The 16,327-nt window shown below is 54.2% G+C and carries 15 protein-coding genes; 1 reads left to right on the plus strand and 14 read right to left on the minus strand.

Going from position 1 to position 16,327, the window contains the following annotated elements; translation table 11 throughout:
* Positions 1 to 94 precede the first annotated feature (94 nt).
* The 14 genes from ACLHIL_RS08520 to thrS all read right to left on the minus strand — a co-directional run bounded on the left by ACLHIL_RS08520 (position 95) and on the right by thrS (position 13,972).
* Positions 95 to 649 carry an adenine phosphoribosyltransferase gene (locus ACLHIL_RS08520; RefSeq protein WP_411297537.1) on the minus strand — a complete coding sequence of 185 codons (555 nt, stop codon included), beginning with the start codon at positions 647 to 649 and terminating at the stop codon, positions 95 to 97.
* Complete coding sequence (gene secF, locus ACLHIL_RS08525; protein WP_411297538.1) at positions 646 to 1,743, minus strand: protein translocase subunit SecF; 1,098 nt, start codon at positions 1,741 to 1,743, stop codon at positions 646 to 648. The genes ACLHIL_RS08520 and secF overlap by 4 nt, the downstream gene beginning before the upstream one ends.
* On the minus strand, positions 1,743 to 3,692 hold the full coding sequence (secD, locus tag ACLHIL_RS08530; protein WP_411297539.1) for a protein translocase subunit SecD: 1,950 nt from the start codon (positions 3,690 to 3,692) through the stop codon (positions 1,743 to 1,745). The genes secF and secD overlap by 1 nt, the downstream gene beginning before the upstream one ends.
* 84 nt (positions 3,693 to 3,776) lie before the next feature.
* Positions 3,777 to 4,289: a preprotein translocase subunit YajC gene (yajC, locus tag ACLHIL_RS08535; RefSeq protein WP_411297551.1), complete on the minus strand. Its 513-nt coding sequence runs from the start codon at positions 4,287 to 4,289 to the stop codon at positions 3,777 to 3,779.
* Positions 4,290 to 4,621: 332 nt separating this feature from the next.
* Positions 4,622 to 5,632 carry a Holliday junction branch migration DNA helicase RuvB gene (gene ruvB, locus ACLHIL_RS08540; protein WP_411297540.1) on the minus strand — a complete coding sequence of 337 codons (1,011 nt, stop codon included), beginning with the start codon at positions 5,630 to 5,632 and terminating at the stop codon, positions 4,622 to 4,624.
* Positions 5,629 to 6,222 (minus strand): Holliday junction branch migration protein RuvA, encoded by a 594-nt coding sequence (ruvA, locus tag ACLHIL_RS08545; RefSeq protein WP_411297541.1) that lies wholly within the window; start codon positions 6,220 to 6,222, stop codon positions 5,629 to 5,631. The genes ruvB and ruvA overlap by 4 nt, the downstream gene beginning before the upstream one ends.
* A gap of 124 nt (positions 6,223 to 6,346) precedes the next feature.
* On the minus strand, positions 6,347 to 7,000 hold the full coding sequence (gene ruvC / locus ACLHIL_RS08550) for a crossover junction endodeoxyribonuclease RuvC (RefSeq protein ID WP_411297542.1): 654 nt from the start codon (positions 6,998 to 7,000) through the stop codon (positions 6,347 to 6,349).
* A gap of 15 nt (positions 7,001 to 7,015) precedes the next feature.
* On the minus strand, positions 7,016 to 7,777 hold the full coding sequence (locus ACLHIL_RS08555; protein ID WP_411297543.1) for a YebC/PmpR family DNA-binding transcriptional regulator: 762 nt from the start codon (positions 7,775 to 7,777) through the stop codon (positions 7,016 to 7,018).
* Positions 7,778 to 7,816: 39 nt separating this feature from the next.
* Positions 7,817 to 8,476, minus strand: a complete 660-nt coding sequence (locus tag ACLHIL_RS08560; RefSeq protein WP_411297544.1) for an NUDIX hydrolase — start codon at positions 8,474 to 8,476, stop codon at positions 7,817 to 7,819.
* On the minus strand, positions 8,466 to 9,191 hold the full coding sequence (locus tag ACLHIL_RS08565) for a hypothetical protein (protein ID WP_411297545.1): 726 nt from the start codon (positions 9,189 to 9,191) through the stop codon (positions 8,466 to 8,468). Before ACLHIL_RS08565 ends, ACLHIL_RS08560 begins: the two co-directional genes overlap by 11 nt.
* The gene (locus tag ACLHIL_RS08570) at positions 9,188 to 10,315 is read right to left on the minus strand and encodes a glycosyltransferase family 4 protein (RefSeq protein WP_411297546.1); all 1,128 of its coding nucleotides are present in this window, start codon (positions 10,313 to 10,315) and stop codon (positions 9,188 to 9,190) included. The genes ACLHIL_RS08565 and ACLHIL_RS08570 overlap by 4 nt, the downstream gene beginning before the upstream one ends.
* On the minus strand, positions 10,312 to 11,283 hold the full coding sequence (locus tag ACLHIL_RS08575; protein ID WP_411297547.1) for a phosphatidylinositol mannoside acyltransferase: 972 nt from the start codon (positions 11,281 to 11,283) through the stop codon (positions 10,312 to 10,314). Before ACLHIL_RS08575 ends, ACLHIL_RS08570 begins: the two co-directional genes overlap by 4 nt.
* Positions 11,280 to 11,906 (minus strand): phosphatidylinositol phosphate synthase, encoded by a 627-nt coding sequence (pgsA, locus tag ACLHIL_RS08580; RefSeq protein WP_411297548.1) that lies wholly within the window; start codon positions 11,904 to 11,906, stop codon positions 11,280 to 11,282. Before pgsA ends, ACLHIL_RS08575 begins: the two co-directional genes overlap by 4 nt.
* Positions 11,907 to 11,956: 50 nt before the next feature.
* Positions 11,957 to 13,972, minus strand: coding sequence for a threonine--tRNA ligase (gene thrS / locus ACLHIL_RS08585; protein ID WP_411297549.1), 2,016 nt, complete (start codon positions 13,970 to 13,972; stop codon positions 11,957 to 11,959).
* 124 nt (positions 13,973 to 14,096) lie between these two features.
* On the opposite strand from thrS, the gene ACLHIL_RS08590 reads away from it, so the two are divergent.
* Positions 14,097 to 15,473: an L-serine ammonia-lyase gene (locus tag ACLHIL_RS08590; RefSeq protein WP_411297550.1), complete on the plus strand. Its 1,377-nt coding sequence runs from the start codon at positions 14,097 to 14,099 to the stop codon at positions 15,471 to 15,473.
* Positions 15,474 to 16,327: the final 854 nt, after the last annotated feature.

A 16,327-nucleotide genomic window follows, 5' to 3' on the forward strand; every position in this document is an offset into this window, starting at 1 on the left:
CGGACTCCTCCACCGCCTTTTTTCCCGGGCGGGGAAGCCCCCTCCATGTTGGCCAGCACGGAACGTGCTGGCCACAGTGCGATAACTAATAGCGTCAGTATGCGATGACAGATTCAATCGGAACATCGCAGTGCTGTGCAAGATAATCGCGCCCACCGAGTTCCGTCAGCTCCAGTAACACACACAAGCCTGCCGGAATTCCGCCAGCTTGAGTGATGAGATCAAAAGCTGCTCCTGCCGTCCCGCCCGTGGCCAAGACGTCATCAATAACGAGCACCCGCATACCGTCTTCGAGGGTAAAGGGCTGAAGCTCCATACGGGCTGATCCGTACTCCAGTTCGTAGTTAATTCCCACGACTGGACCAGGCAGACGACCTGCCTTACGCACGGTAATCATGCCGATTCCCAAAGCATGTGCCAGCGGCGCGCCCAGAATAAATCCGCGCGATTCCAAACCAGCAATCGCGTCGCACTTACCGCGATAACGTTCCGCCAGGATCTCGACCAACGCGGCGAATGCCTTGCCGTCAGCAATCAGCGGCGTGATATCCCGAAACAGCACCCCACGAGCCGGAAAATCCTCTACTTCCCGCACATGAGACTTAACAAGTTCAACCGTATCTTGGGGAAAGATGGCTTCAGTGCTCATCGCTTATTCCTCTTCTTCTTTCGACGTTTCGGCTGTGCCGCCTGACCTTGATGCCCGCCGGAGACACGCACAGTGGCGATTTTACCGGAAGTCTCCTCCGCTTTCGTGCTTGTCTCGGAGCTCGACAGCTGTTGGCGAATCTCCAGCACTTCGGCGCGGTGCTGCTTGATCTTCGGATTGCGTTCGGCTAGTGCAACTGCCAGCGGAGCCGCCACGAAAATGGAGGAAATAGCCGAGAGCAACATACCCACAAACATGACCAGACCCAGGTCGCGCAGCGTCTGCGCACCCAACAGCCACACTCCGATAATCAGCACCGCCATAACCGGCAATAGACCAGTAATGGAGGTATTCAGAGAACGAATCAAGGTCTGGTTAATAGCCAGATTTGCCTTTTCGCCATACGTCATCTCGCGCTGCTGGGTCAAGCTCGCCGTATTCTCACGCACTTTATCGAAAACAACGACCGTATCGTACAGCGAATAGCCCATGATCGTCAGCAGACCAATCACCGTTGCCGGAGCGATCTCCATTCCGAGAATCCAATACACTCCCAAAGTGACGATAAAATCGTGCAGCAAAGCGCCAATCGCACCAATTGCAATCGTCCATGAGCGGAAGTAGATCATCAGGACCACTGAGATGAGGACCATGAAGATAATCATGGCTCGCACAGCCTGGGACATGATGTCCTGACCCCAGGACGGACCGATATACGTCGAAGTGACTTCCGTATCCGGCACCTGATAGGCCTGCGCTAATCCGGCTTTCACCTCTTGGGTCTTTTGATCATCAAGCTGTTCCGTTTGCACCCGAACACCCGTCGTTCCGACGGTGGAGACGCGCGGCACTGCATCGGTTGACTTCGCAACCACATCGTATGCCGGCTTATGATCGGTGATCTGCGTTCCAGAAACCGTAAACTGCGATCCTCCTCGGAACTCGATACCGAGATTCGGCTCGCGAACGACGAACGAAAGCAAGGAGATTGCTACCAGCAAGAAAGCAACCGCAAACCAGATCTTCCGCTTGCCAATAATGTCATAGGACTTGCGCCCGGAATATAGGTCATTACCAATGGAGTACACCGACATTAGTTATCAGCTCCTTCCGTGCGCGCATTCTTTGCTGCTCGGCGCAGACGTGCCCGACGCTGAGCTAAACTCTCCCCCGGACGAATGTCCTCGTCCGTTTCATTATCCGATTGTGAATCTATATGCTCAGTTTCCTCAGCACTGATTCTCTCTGCTAATTCATCGGAATCCGACGCAGTACGTACCGCAGTATCGACCTTCTCTGCTGAGGCATTTGCTGCGTTTTCGCTATCCGCACCAGCAGCAACCCGTGCTTTGGCACGCCGAGAGCGACGAGACGAGGATTCCTCACGCGATTCACCAGAAGAACTTAATCGGTAGCCACGACCACGGTAGATCGGAGTCGATTCAAGCGCCTTAGCGTCCATACCGGATCCGCGCTTGCCCTGACCAAAGTATTGAGTCTTAGCCAAGAACGTCATAACCGGATAGGTGAACATCATGACGACAACCAGATCCAAGACCGTTGTAATACCCAGCGTGAAAGCGAAACCGCGCACCGAGCCAACCGTCAGCAAATACAGGACCGCTGAGGCTACAAGATTGACGAAATCCGAAATGATAATCGTGCGCTTGGCCCGATCCCAGCCATGTTGAATAGCCGACGGAATGGAGCGGCGATCACGAATCTCATCACGGATACGCTCAAAGTAGACGATAAAGGAATCTGCTGTGACGCCGATCGAGATAATAATGCCCAGGACGCCTGCCATCGACAAACGGTATCCCATCTGCCAGGAAAGCAAACACAGCACCAGATACGACAGACCTGTGGAAAGCAAAATAGATCCGATAGCGACCACACCGAGAGCATGGTACTGCCAAATCATGTAAACAATAATGAGTGCCAGACCGACCAAACCAGCAATCAAACCAGAGTTCAATTGTTCTGAACCAAGGGTTGCCGAAATCTGTTCTTCTGACTGAACCTCAAAGTTCAACGGCAAGGAACCAAACTTGAGCTGGTTAGCCAGATTTGCGGCCTGTTCAGCAGTGAAAGATCCGGTGATCTGCGCGTTGCCGCCAGCAATCGTTGAGGAAACCCGAGCATAAGAGATCACTCGTCCATCAAGCACCATTGCGAAGGAGTTCTGCGGCTGCGTCAGCTTCGACAGGCGGGTCGTCACGTCGGAGAAAATCTTAGCGCCCTCATCATCGAAGGATAGATGCACTGCCCAGCCTCCGGTAGCCACACCTTGCTGGTTAACATCCGGCGCTGAGGTCGCCTGCGTCAAATTCGATCCCTGCAATTCTGCGGGACCCAAAATGAACTTCATATTGTTGTCGATGTTGCACCCGACGAAAGGCTGATCGGCAACGTCAAGTTCCGCGGTAGAACGCGCAGTGGGAACCGTACAATCCAGCTTATACGCCTGATAGAGGCTCTCCTCGGTCACCCAGTTCATATCGGAGGCATTTGCCGGAGTCTGAGCAGGCTTCTTATCAATCTGCCCATTACCGTTGGTATCCGCAAGCTGGCGAATGAGCTGATCTAGTTGCTCTGGGGTTACCGTCGCCGGATTAACTCCTGCGGCTTTCTCCCCGAGCTGTTTGACCGCTGCTTCCGCAGATAACGGGTGCGGATCCATGAGAGTCAGCACAGCGCGCATCCGCAATACGGCAGATGTGCGCACCAGGTCAAGAGTTTCTTGGGAAGGATGCCCCGGCAAGGAGACGATAATGTTCGAGCCGCCCTGCGCGGTAATCTCGGCTTCCGCGACACCCGTTGCATCGACTCGCTGCCGAATGACGTTGATCGCTTCGCGAATATCCTGATTCGTCACCTCTGATCCGTCAGTTGTTATCGGAGTCAAGATGATCTGTGTTCCGCCTTCCAGGTCCAATGCCAGATCCGGGGCGAAACGCGAAGTGTGCGTGGTTACTGTGCCGACAACCAAGGATGCGCCAAGCGCAATCATCAGCACAATAAGAACCACGAGCCGGCGCATAGGCTTAGGCTCACTCTGTGTTTCGTGTGAATGGGACAATACTTATTCCTTATGCCATGTCGATCGATTGCCGATTAGCGCGTGTTATTTCCAAGAGGACGTGCCATTATCATCGGAAAACGGCGAGACATTTGTTATACGACCAGAACCATGTTCCTGGGTGCTATCAGATCCGCTGTGCGTCGACGGGGCAGCAAGATCGCCTGGTTGATCCGTGCCTGCAGTATCAGATCCATTGCGAATATCGTCACGATCGGCCGCTTCTCCCTCATTGTCAGAGAAATCCACATCCGCGACAACATCAGTATCTTCGTCGGCTACCAGCAGTTCATCCATCGTTGTTTGCGCAAGCGGGATATCCATTTGGGCCATGATAGCTGTCTTTAACCAGACAGTCTCATCACCTGATGGCGATTCCAACGTCACCGCATCACCGTCAATATCAACAATGCGCCCAAAAAATCCGGACTGGGTTACCACGTTATTGCCAATTACGAGAGCCTCACTCCGACGTTCCATCTGCTGCCGTTGTGCTTTGCGCACATTGCGCGACATGATGAAGAAAAGCACAATCATCATCGCAAGAATAATGAACATCTCAGGCACGATTAACACTCCTTGAGTTGAGGTTCGTAAATTCAGGTGTGAGCGCCGGCGCGTTCAACCCGTTAGATTCTACTCACTTTTTCGCGTATCGGAAAGAAAAGCACCGTGGAGCCAGTCACCTGCACTCTGGAGCACATCCCCTTGTATTTCGCATAACCCATGCCCGTCGGCACAAAAGCCGCAAAATCCACTCAGCAGACCACATATTTTCTCGCCGACAACCGCGATAGAAAAGCGCGCAACCTCGCAGCTGCTGATAGATTCCCCAGCAAATCTCAGTTATATTATTCGCGGCTAGCTGCCTGCCATATCAGCATCGCGATCTAGAACAGCGCATGACCTTCCGGAGGCGTCAATCCTAAATGGCGCCACGCAAGATTCGTCGCCACTCGGCCACGCGGAGATCGCACAATGAAACCCTCTCTGACCAGATAGGGTTCAGCAACGGTTTCTACCGTCTCAGCCTCTTCCCCTACCGAAACCGCCAGCGTTGTTAACCCCACCGGACCACCGTGAAAACGCCGACACAACGCTTCTAATACGGCCCGATCCAGCCGATCCAGACCCCGACTATCAACCTCAAAGACGTCAAGTGCCGCGCGGGCTGCAGCGAGATCCAACACCCCAGTTCCACGCACCTGCGCCCAATCTTGGACGCGGCGAAGCAAACGATTAGCGATTCGCGGGGTCCCGCGAGAACGGGAAGCAATTTCTATTGCCGCATCTGGATCAAGCTCCGCACTGAGTTTAATGGCATTGCGAGAGATGATGGTCGCTAAATCCGTCACGGAATAGAAATCCAAATGCGCGGTAAAGCCAAAGCGATCGCGCAGTGGAGCTGGGAGTAAACCAGCTCGGGTCGTCGCCCCAACCACGGTAAACGGAGGCAAAGGCAAGGGAATAGAGGTAGCCCCCGGGCCTTTACCAACCATCACATCAACTCGAAAATCCTCCATCGCCAGATAGAGCATCTCCTCGGCAGTGCGAGCAAGACGGTGAATTTCGTCGATAAAAAGGACATCGCCTTGCTGCAAAGACGATAGTACTGCCGCCAAATCACCCGCATGTTGAATTGCTGGACCCGAGGTTAACCGCAATGCTCCATTAACCTCGGCCGCGATAATCATGGCTAAAGTCGTCTTTCCTAACCCTGGCGGACCAGCAAGGAGCACATGATCAGCCGTTTTATCACGTTGAACTGCCGCAGCAAGAACTAACGAGAGCTGATCGCGAACTACCTCTTGACCAACAAATTCACTGAGCTGTTTTGGCCGTAACGCCGCCTCTTGGATGCGTTCGATATCGCCTGCATCGGCATCGGTAAATTCGCTCACCTATTCCTCCGCGTTCCAAGAACCTGTAATGCCGCGCGTAACATTTGCGGGGCGCTGGCGTTCGGTTGCTCCCCACGCGCCACCTCTACTGCTGCTACTGCGTCACGCTCATTCCATCCCATGCCAACTAATGCCTGCACAATATCGTCTGCCCCCGGCGCGATAGAAGCCGCGCTATCAGAACGTGGAGCGCCCAGTTTTCCACGTAATTCCAGGACCATTCGTTGTGCTGATTTCTTCCCTACGCCAGGGATACGAGTGAGAGTTGCCTCATCACCGCGCTCAATTGCACCGCGCAGCTCCTCTAACTCCAACGCGGCAAGAATTTGCAGAGCAGAACGCGGCCCAATACCAGATACCGAACGTAAAATATCGAAAGCCGTTCGCGATTCCATATCCGCAAAGCCAAAGAGCGTGATGTCATTCTCTCGGGAAATCACCATCGAGGTGTACACCAAAGATTCCTCACCGACGCGCAAAGCTGCCAGCGTGGCCGGAGTAGCAAGAAACATCATGCCCACCCCACCGGCTTCAATAACGGCGTGGGTCGTCGTCACCAAGAGGACCGGGCCGCGTAGTGAAGCAATCATAGGACTCCCTTTCGAACATCTGTTTGAATTCTAGCTAGTGATGTTCGCAAAGCACAATACGACAAGCCATCACTAACAATTGAGATATTCCTCAAGACCATGATCGCCCGCCTGCGCACGTACCTTATCTGCCAGTTTTCCGATGCCCCTCAGCAGGTTTCTTCGGCTCGACAGCCCCATGACGACGCGACATGCGTTCAGCTCGCGCCCACATCTTCTGAGCCGGAGTTAAATCGCTGCCTTCAGAACGCGGCAACATCCCTGCTCCGCCATGTTGGGAACGATCCGTACTTTCCAAATGGTCAGCTCCCCCACGCCACGCATGGCAAATAGCGATTGCCAAAGCATCTGCTGCATCCTTTGGACGCGGCGGCTTATCTAGACCAAGGACTCGCTGAACCATGTGCTGCACTTGTGCTTTTTCCGCTCGCCCGCTCCCCGTCACAGCGGCTTTTACTTCCGAAGGGGTATGCATCCCTAATGGCAAACCAGCTCGCGCGGCAGCTAACATGACGATGCCTGCTACTTGGGCGGTACCCGTCACCGAGCGCACATTTTCCTGGGCAAAGACCCGCTCTACCGCAATAACATCCGGCTTGTGAGACGCAATGGCTGCCTCAATAGCCTCCGAAATCATCAATAGACGCTGATGTGGCGCGAGTTCTGGTTGACTGCGCGCCACATCGACACTCACCATGGTGACTCGACGCCCGCCGCTAGCATCCACGACACCGATACCGCAGCGGGTCAGCCCTGGGTCAACCCCCATGATGCGCATTTAGTTATCCTCTAACTAGTTATCCTCTGACTCCAATGCCTCCATCACATCGGCAGGAATATCGACATTAGAGTACACATTTTGGATGTCATCAATATCTTCTAATGCGTCAAGCAGCTTGAGAACTTTGCGTGCCGTTTCCAGATCCGCCGTCACTTTAACAGAGGGAACGAATTGGACTTCTGCGGAATTGTAATCAACTCCGGCATCTTGGAGTGCCGTCCGTACGCCAACAACGTCATTCGGCTCAGAAATAATCTCGAAGACCTCGCCTTCGTTGCTGATCTCTTCTGCTCCCGCATCCAAAACCGCCATCAGGAGATCGTCTTCATCGTTACCTTCGGCGCTAACTTCAACTACTCCCTTACGGGTAAACATGTAGGACACGGAACCAGGATCAGCCAGCGTCCCCCCATTGCGGGTCAATCCAACGCGCACATCCGACGCGGCGCGGTTGCGATTATCTGTCAGACATTCGAGCAGAATGGCAACACCGCCAGGGCCATACCCTTCATACATAATCGACTCGTAGTTGACGACCTCGCCACCTTCACCCGAACCACGCTTAACTGCGCGCTGGATATTTTCATTGGGCACAGAATTCTTCTTAGCCTTCTGAATAGCGTCAAACAACGTCGGATTACCAGCCGGATCACCGCCACCTGTACGCGCTGCGACTTCAATATTCTTAATCAAACGAGCGAACAGCTTGCCGCGTTTGGCATCGATCGCTGCCTTCTTGTGCTTCGTCGTTGCCCATTTAGAATGTCCTGACACGAAAACTCCCTTCGTTTCTACTGGAGTATTGTACAAGTTTTATGTCGTTGCCCTGGTACTACTTCCTTCTGTGGCGTAGCGCAAAATTCCATCCCAACCGGCAGACCAGTGACGAGCCATATCCGCTAATCCCACTGGATATACTAGCGTTCCTTGCCGTGCGATGACCGCCAGTTCTGCCACATCCCACCAGCGAAAATCATCGAGAACCTCTTGCTCTAGTGCAGTCCAATTCACATTTGCCCGCTCATCAATGATGCGTTGCTCGGCGGCGGTGATATGGCAGATGAAAAATAATTCATCTTGTTTACGGGTTATTCGTGTAAATTCGAATGTGGAACGTCGATCCAGCACCGGGCCGACAAGCCGCTGAGGATCAAGGACTAATCCGGTTTCTTCCGCCAGTTCACGGCACGCTGCACTGCGATGATCTTCCTGATCGAGTAATCCGCCTCCGGGGGTGAACCACCAGCGGTGCTCCACGTCGTCACCGTCATGCCCCAATATGAGAAAGATCTGCCCTTCGGGGTTAAAAAGCACACATCGTGCCGCCTGGCGATGCGGAAAACCGTCTGTATCCAACGGCCATTCTTCCTCATAATCATCAGCAGGTGCAGCAACTGCGGGAGGATTGTGCGGCAATGAGCCTGAGGGCGCATGATTGAGCTGGATGCCGGAATCCGGGCTCTCATTCGTCATCGAGATTCACCGTCCGAGGTTCTGGCGCATTGCCGGCAAGGCGCAATACCCGAACCAATTTTGATTTGCGCACCCGTCGGGCTTGCGCCACGTGATTATTGTGGAATCGGCGCGTCATTTGGACTGCCACCCGACGTTGATTCAGCTCAGTAATCGCTGGATCATCTCGCTCGTTATCGGCCAATTCGTCAACGGTATAACGCAGTGCCCGACTCAGCTCAGATTCTAAAACTAAACGATCTGGCATATCTGCCGATTGCGTGGGCGGTGCATAGGTGTTACTCGATATGCCGTTCACCGACGAGGATTCGCAATACCGTCCATCTAATACCGAAACCGACGAATCCGACGCCGGGTTTCGTCGGCCACGCCGCTTCCCATAGCCATCCCTATTCGGAGCCAGTGACGACACAGTATCTACCGGGCGTACCGCCAGCGCTTCCAACCCGTCGTCAACTATCGGATAGCCAGCCGCCAACAAGGCATTATTCGCCACGTCAGCTAACAACACAGAGCTAGCCATATCCAGTTGCCCCGAGGTCGCCACCCGCACCGCCGCCTGCGCACGGTCCACTAACGCCCGCTCCAAAGACACCCGCGATTTCGTCACATTCTTGTGAATAATATCGAGCGATCGGGCCCGCAAGGTTGCAACCAGCACAATAATGATGAGCGCTATCCCCAGGAGGATTACCGGCACATACCACCAGCTCATTCGTCAATCACCTGCACTTTATCCATCCGAATCGCGGTTTCATAGACGGAGAAGATGTGAGAGGCAACCGTCCCCCAATCGTAGCGCCAGGCAGCTTGCGCGGCTCGACGCGCGACCTCGTTACGCCGTTGCACATCCGCTAGCGACTCGCATACCACCCGAGCCAGATCATCGGAATTGTCATTGGCAAAATGTGCCCCGAATTCACCGTCATTTAACACGGCTCGGAACGCCGGAATATCCGAAGCAATCACAAATGCTCCGGCACTCATCGCCTCAACGAGGATAATGCCGAAAGATTCCCCGCCGGTATTCGGCGCTAAATAGGCATCGACAGAACCGAGCAGCAATGCCTTATCCGCATCCGATACCGGCCCCAGGAAAGTCACCGCCTGTGCATGTGGACCAAACATCTCCCGCGCGGCTTCTTCATCCCCTTTACCGGCAACAAAAAGCCGCACCCCAGGAAAACGCTGACGAATCTGAGCGAAAGCGCCAGCCACAACCGGCAAGCCTTTCCGCGGTTCATCTAAGCGCCCTAAAAAGGCCAAAGTAGGATGTTCTGCGCTGCCGGTAAAACGGTCGTCACGATGGTCAATCGCAAGATCTGCGACAAAAACCCCGTTAGGGATCACCCATGCGTCCCCACCTAAATGCTGTACGGCGGTGCGTCGGGCTTCTTCAGATACTGCAATACGGGCTTGGATCTTATCGAGAATAGGAACGACGAACGGCGAGGCGATGGAGAGCATCCGAGAACGGTCCATTGCCGTGTGAAAGGTAGAAACAACCGGGCAATCAGCGCTCATCAACGCCAGCATCGATACTGACGGGGAGAACGGTTCGTGCACATGCAAGACGTCGAAGTCGTATTCGCGCAGCCATCGCCGCACTGAACGATTGACTTTCGGACCGAAAGCCAGCCGGGCCACCGAGCCGTTATATCGGATTGGTAGTGCCGCCCCGACAGGGTAAACAAAGGACTCCTCTGGCTGGTTTTCGGCTGGCGCGATAACTGATACGTCATGACCGCGGGCTATGAGTTCTTTCGCAAGATCGCGACAGTGATACTGAACGCCACCGGCAACATCCCAGGAATATCCGCAGGCGATTCCGATTTTCATGCTAGCTCCTTGCGAGATGTCATCCGAGCTCGTGCTAAGCGCTGCGGATCGAGGTCATCAACAAACACCTTTTGAAGCATATGCCAATCTGTTACATACGCAATAAGTAGCGGGGTGATCTGATCCATCCATTCTTGATTCATCCGAATCAGATCCGCTTCACGTTCCTGCTCACTGGCCTGCGGGCCAACACCCGGATAAATTGGTTCACCGATGATGGCACAGCCACCATAGTGCCCGCCGGCCTGAGCCACCCGCGAACGATCAGCACGGAAGTCTTCATTCACAATAGTAACTGGGAACATTGGCTGACCGCTGCGTTGCGCCAGCAGTGCGGCTCCCACGGCAATGCGCGCCTGATGCCCGCATATATTCACCTCTACACCGCTGGCTGATAAATCGCGATCACATAGTAAAGGTACGAAGGCTGTTCCGGCTGCCATATCCGATAGCAAGCCTCGCATAGCCCCACCCCCAGTAGGGTAAATCGTCATTCCTAAGGAGCGACGAAAATCCAAAAACATCCGCGCTAACTCTGCCACTGGAAGTTTTTCCGCAATGGAATGTACTGGTGCAAGATTGCGGTTCGCCCACGCTCCCGCTAAATCCCAATTTCCCAGGTGAAGTAGGGCTGCCGAGCAGGAACGTCCGGTTTCCAAATGAGCAATAAGTTTCGTGGCGTCTACCGCACGGAACCGCGCATCAATTTGCTCCGGGCGCAAATATGGCAAGGCAAAGACCTCGTAGTAATAGTCCAGGTATGAGCGCATGGCACGTGCCGAACGGACGTGCTCTGCCCACACTGATCCTAGCGGGACAATTCGTTGCAAATTAGCCCGCAGTTGACGCGCCCCTCGGATATGTGAAAATCCGAGCACTCGCCCGATCCCACGAAACACACCTCGGGCTATCGGCTCAGGAGTGACTTTAACGAACCGATCCGCGACTCGAAAGAGACGCACAATCACGCGTCGCCAGCTTCCTTCATCTGCCGATAGACGTATGCCATCCGCTGAATCACTGTAATGAGGGCGAATACTCCCAACAGCCACAATCCGACAGCCATCACAATATGTGGCAGCCCTACCCCAACGAGAACGACGATAACTAAGGCAGCAATGAGCCTATCTGCTCGTTCCGCTAAACCGACCGACGCGGAGTATCCCACTCCTTCTGCTCGCGCCCGAGCATAAGGCACTACCGATCCGGCAACCAGCGAAAGCAATGCGCCCGAAATAACCGCTGCTCGGACAGTATGATCGGCGTGGAAATATCCCCACATAGCTAAGGCCGCAAAGATTGCGCCATCTGAGATACGATCCATCGTCGAATCCAGGAAAGCGCCCCACTTCGACGACGTATTCGTCATCCGTGCCATTTGCCCGTCAAGGTTATCGAAGATGACGAGAATCGTCGTGATGATCGCTCCTGGAATCAGCCATCCCAGAGGAAAACACACCAAGGCCGCAATGGCCGAGGCCAGCCCGCCAACAACCGTCATCACGTTGGCGCTGACCCCCATCCGCACGAAAAACCGAGCGAATGGCCCGAATAGGATCTGAGCGAGCGGGCGTCCACTTCGCGATAGCATATCCCCTCCGTCTTGTGATTGGCGTGCGTTAGCTAGGATCTAATGTCGATCTACTGGTTGGCATGCGTTTCGATAGCCGTGACGATCCGCTCAATAGCTTCGTCAACTGGTACGCCGTTATCTTGCGAACCATCACGCATTCGGAAGCTCACTGCCCCGGCTGCTTCATCTTCCCCGCCAGCAATCAGCGTGAAAGGAATCTTTTCTTTCGACGCATTGCGAATCTTCTTCGGGAAGCGATCGTCGCTATCATCGACTTCAACGCGAACACCGCGTTCTCGTAGCCGCTGGGCGATCTGTTCAAGGTAGTCAACAAAAACGTCTGCCACCGGAATACAACGGACCTGCACAGGCGCCAGCCAGGCTGGGAAAGCACCTGCATAATGCTCGGTCATCACACCAAAGAACCGCTCAATCGAGCCAAACAGTGCCCGATGAATCATCACTGGGCGCTGCCGCGTTCCATCTGCTGCGGTATATTCCAGTTCGAAGCGCTCAGGCAAGTTGAAATCGAGTTGGATGGTGGACATCTGCCAGGTGCGCCCGAGGGCGTCGCGTGCCTGAACTGAAACTTTCGGACCATAGAAAGCCGCTCCCTCTGGATCGGGAACGAGCTCTAAGCCGGATTCGCGGCATACTTCATCGAGGATCCGCGTTGCTTCTTCCCAGGTGGCGTCATCCCCGACGTATTTCTTCGGATCTTTCGTTGACAGCTCCAGGTAAAAGTCATCTAACCCATAATCCGACAACAGGGATAGCACGAAGCCCAGCAAGCTGCGCAGTTCGTCTTTCATTTGCTCTCGGGTGCAATAAATATGGGCATCATCTTGGGTGAACCCACGGGTGCGCGTCAGACCGTGCACCACACCTGATTTTTCGTTGCGGTAACAGGTACCAAACTCGAACAGTCGCAGCGGCAACTCTCGATAGGAGCGCCCGCGCGAGCGGAAGATGAGATTGTGCATCGGGCAGTTCATCGGTTTGAGGTAATAATCCTGACCTTGTTTGGTGATATTGCCGTGCTCGTCTCGTTCCTCATCCATCTGCATGGGCGGGTACATGCCGTCAGCATAGAAATCCAGATGCCCGGAGATCTCGTACAAGTGCGCCTTGGTAATGTGCGGGGTGTAGACGAAAGAGTATCCACTAGCCAGATGGCGTTCCCGTGAATAGTTCTCCATCAACATACGAATTAAACCGCCGCGCGGATGGAAGATATTAAGGCCGGAACCGATCTCGTCTGGGAAGGAGAATAGATCCAGCTCTGCTCCCAGCCTGCGATGATCTCGCCGCTGCGCTTCAGCAATGCGCTCCTGATAGGCCTGCAGTTCCTCTTTCGATGGCCATGCCGTTCCGTAGATTCGCTGCAGGGAATCTTTCGACTGATCCCCGCGCCAGTATGCTGCTGAGGAACGGGTCAATGCGAATCCGTTACCGATGTATTTGGTTGACGGCAGGTGCGGACCACGGCATAGATCAGTCCACACGACCTCACCGCGACAATTGACGTTGTCATACATCGTCAACTGCCCGCCGCCAACTTCCACTGAGGCGCCTTGGGCTGCTTGATCGTTATCTTTATCGCTTCCGCCTTTGAGATCAATCAGTTCGAGCTTGTAGGGCTGGTTGGCTAATTCGTGGCGGGCTTCCTCATCACTGATTGGACGGCGCACAAAACGCTGCCCTTCTTTAATAATGCGCTTCATATCCTTTTCGAGCTTCTTAAGTAGCTCTGGAGTAACCGCGTCGATATTGCCAAAGTCGTAGTAAAAACCGTCGGTGATAAAGGGACCAATCCCTAGGTTTACCTCCGGGAACATATTTTGAACAGCCTGAGCCAGGACGTGCGTGGCGGAATGACGCAAAATGTTTAATCCGTCTGGTTCGCTGATACTGACGCCTTCAACGTGCGCTCCCGGTGGAAGGGACGTCAGCTCTGTTGCTAAATCCCGCAGTTCGCCGTTAACGCGCAGGGCAATAATCTCCCGCGCTGAAGCGAAATACTCAATGCCGCTGATCGGCTCGCTAATTTCCGATTCAGCGCCATCAATGACGAGACGTGGCATGGGTGCTCCCTTCACAATGACACGCGGACATCGCGCTCGGTTTCCATCATACCCGGCAAAGCACATTGACCTGCTCGGCGCTTATGTGAAGCGGGGCATAACCGCTCCGTGTAGGATTTCGGCTATGGCATTAAGTGTTTTCGATCTGTTCAAGATTGGTATTGGCCCCTCATCCTCGCACACCGTGGGGCCAATGCGTGCAGCACAACGTTTCGCTCGTGAGCTGCCTGGTTCAACGACCGCAGTCATCTGTACCCTCTACGGTTCGCTCGGTGCGACGGGAATCGGGCACGGCACAGATAAAGCCGTCATCCTTGGGCTAATGGGCAACGATCCCGCCCAGATTGATCCCGATGATGTGCAAGAACACATGGCGAAGGTCCAGCGCACACATCGCCTGGGATTAGCAACCCGTGAGGGAATGCGCGAGATCGCTTTTGAACCGGCACGCGATATTGTGCTCAATGGGCGAACTGAGCTACCAGGTCATCCCAACGGTCTGACCTTCCAGGCATATTCCGACGGTGCGCTTATCGCCGAGCAGACCTACTACTCCGTTGGCGGTGGATTTGTCGTCTGCGCCCAGGATGCCGATAAAAGTATCGAACCAACTGCGAATTTGCCGTATCCCTTTTCTAGCGCGGCGGATCTCGTCACGATTTGCACTGAAACCGGGATGTCCATTGCCGATGTTGCGTATGCCAATGAGCGCGCCTTGCACAGCGACGCGGAAATATCGGCCGGTTTAGATGCCATTTGGGATGTTATGCAAGAGTGCGTGCGCAAAGGCTGTGAACGGCAGGGTCTTCTTCCGGGCGGTTTGCATGTGTTGCGCCGTGCTCCGCAGTTGTATCGCACACTCAGTACCGACGCAGACGCCGCCGATCCGTTGCGGGCGATGGATTGGATCACCCTCTACGCACTCGCTGTCAATGAGGAAAATGCGGGCGGAGGGCGCGTAGTAACGGCGCCAACTAATGGTGCTGCCGGTATTATCCCAGCGGTGTTGCACTACTGCCGAGATTTTGTTGCCGGTTTTGATACTGACGCTGTCCACACATTTTTGTTGACTGCTGGCGCAATTGGCATGATCTTCAAGACAACAGCGTCTATCTCTGGTGCCGAGGTGGGCTGCCAGGGTGAAGTTGGGTCGGCATGTTCGATGGCAGCGGCAGGGCTTGCAGCGGTTCGCGGTGGAACGGTCTTGCAGGTGGAAAATGCCGCTGAAATCGCCATGGAACATAATCTTGGCTTGACGTGTGATCCAGTGGGCGGGCTGGTGCAAGTTCCCTGTATTGAACGCAATGCTATTGCCGCAATTAAGGCGGTTGCGGCGGCTCGGACGGCTCTGCGCGGCAACGGATCTCATGTGGTTTCTCTGGATTCCGTCATCGCGACAATGCGGGAAACTGGTAAAGATATGCAAGCAAAATACAAGGAAACTGCTCTGGGCGGTCTTGCCGTGCATGTGGGCGTGGGGGTAAATATCGTCGAGTGTTAAAGCTATTTACCTGCAATACGCTCAACCGTTAGCGGGCAATAGCGCCGCAGCACCGACGGTGCTCAAAGACGAAAACCACCATCCAAAGGCAATGCCGCAAGGTTAAAGGGAATACTACTCGTATCACTGTTACATTCTCCGGTTGGGTGAGGCAGGTCAGACATTTTACCTGCCTCACCCAACCGCGATACCGTGCTGTACGAGTGCACGAACTGCTACAGTGCTTTCCGCGATGCTGGTCCTGCGCCCCTCCCCCGTAATAGACCCAGCAAAATTGAAGAGCTAATATCTTGGGCCGCAACACTCTCAATGTCTACCCTCGCCGCTTTCAATGCCCGCCCTCGCCTGCAATATCAATAAAACACAGAACACGGATCGGGGTATTTAACAATCCTCGCTCACAGAGTGTCAAATCCTCGCGGCACGCCGATTACAGCGCCTGTTTTTCTCCGCTATCACGCCGGAAAATCCAAAATAGCAACACGTTCTTTCTTGTATCCCTCCGACGAGTTCCCTTAACGGTTTCCAAAGAGCTCTTGACGCTTTGATCTTTAACCCAAAAATCACCTGTCGGAGCAACACATTCTGTCCGACTAGTTAGTTGACCACCACCAACTAACACACCGACTTTCCCACACCAGGCCAACGAAAGCCGAAAATAGCAACACCTCGTGTCCTATAACTCAAAATAGCAACACCTCGTGCCCTATAACCCACAAACATTTGTGGGTTATAGGACAAAATGTGTTGCTTGTGGGTTAGTCCCAGGTGTTGTGGTATGGGGTGGTGTGGTGGAGTTCGTTCCAGCAGATTGCGTCGCCCCAGGTGGGTATGGTGGTGTTGGCTTGTTGGTG

Origin of the sequence: Trueperella sp. LYQ143, from assembly GCF_046599595.1 — a bacterium.
Taxonomy (GTDB): Bacteria; Actinomycetota; Actinomycetes; order Actinomycetales; family Actinomycetaceae; genus Trueperella.

What these genes read in the sequence shown, in the direction of transcription:
- ACLHIL_RS08520 (WP_411297537.1), bottom strand. Translation starts at nt 649, where the DNA reads ATGAGCACTGAAGCCATCTTTCCCCAAGATACGGTTGAACTTGTTAAG.
- secF (WP_411297538.1), bottom strand. Translation starts at nt 1,743, where the DNA reads ATGTCGGTGTACTCCATTGGTAATGACCTATATTCCGGGCGCAAGTCC.
- secD (WP_411297539.1), bottom strand. Translation starts at nt 3,692, where the DNA reads ATGCGCCGGCTCGTGGTTCTTATTGTGCTGATGATTGCGCTTGGCGCA.
- yajC (WP_411297551.1), bottom strand. Translation starts at nt 4,289, where the DNA reads ATGTTCATTATTCTTGCGATGATGATTGTGCTTTTCTTCATCATGTCG.
- ruvA (WP_411297541.1), bottom strand. Translation starts at nt 6,222, where the DNA reads ATGATTGCTTCACTACGCGGCCCGGTCCTCTTGGTGACGACGACCCAC.
- ruvC (WP_411297542.1), bottom strand. Translation starts at nt 7,000, where the DNA reads ATGCGCATCATGGGGGTTGACCCAGGGCTGACCCGCTGCGGTATCGGT.
- ACLHIL_RS08560 (WP_411297544.1), bottom strand. Translation starts at nt 8,476, where the DNA reads ATGACGAATGAGAGCCCGGATTCCGGCATCCAGCTCAATCATGCGCCC.
- ACLHIL_RS08565 (WP_411297545.1), bottom strand. Translation starts at nt 9,191, where the DNA reads ATGAGCTGGTGGTATGTGCCGGTAATCCTCCTGGGGATAGCGCTCATC.
- ACLHIL_RS08570 (WP_411297546.1), bottom strand. Translation starts at nt 10,315, where the DNA reads ATGAAAATCGGAATCGCCTGCGGATATTCCTGGGATGTTGCCGGTGGC.
- pgsA (WP_411297548.1), bottom strand. Translation starts at nt 11,906, where the DNA reads ATGCTATCGCGAAGTGGACGCCCGCTCGCTCAGATCCTATTCGGGCCA.
- thrS (WP_411297549.1), bottom strand. Translation starts at nt 13,972, where the DNA reads ATGCCACGTCTCGTCATTGATGGCGCTGAATCGGAAATTAGCGAGCCG.
- ACLHIL_RS08590 (WP_411297550.1), top strand. Translation starts at nt 14,097, where the DNA reads ATGGCATTAAGTGTTTTCGATCTGTTCAAGATTGGTATTGGCCCCTCA.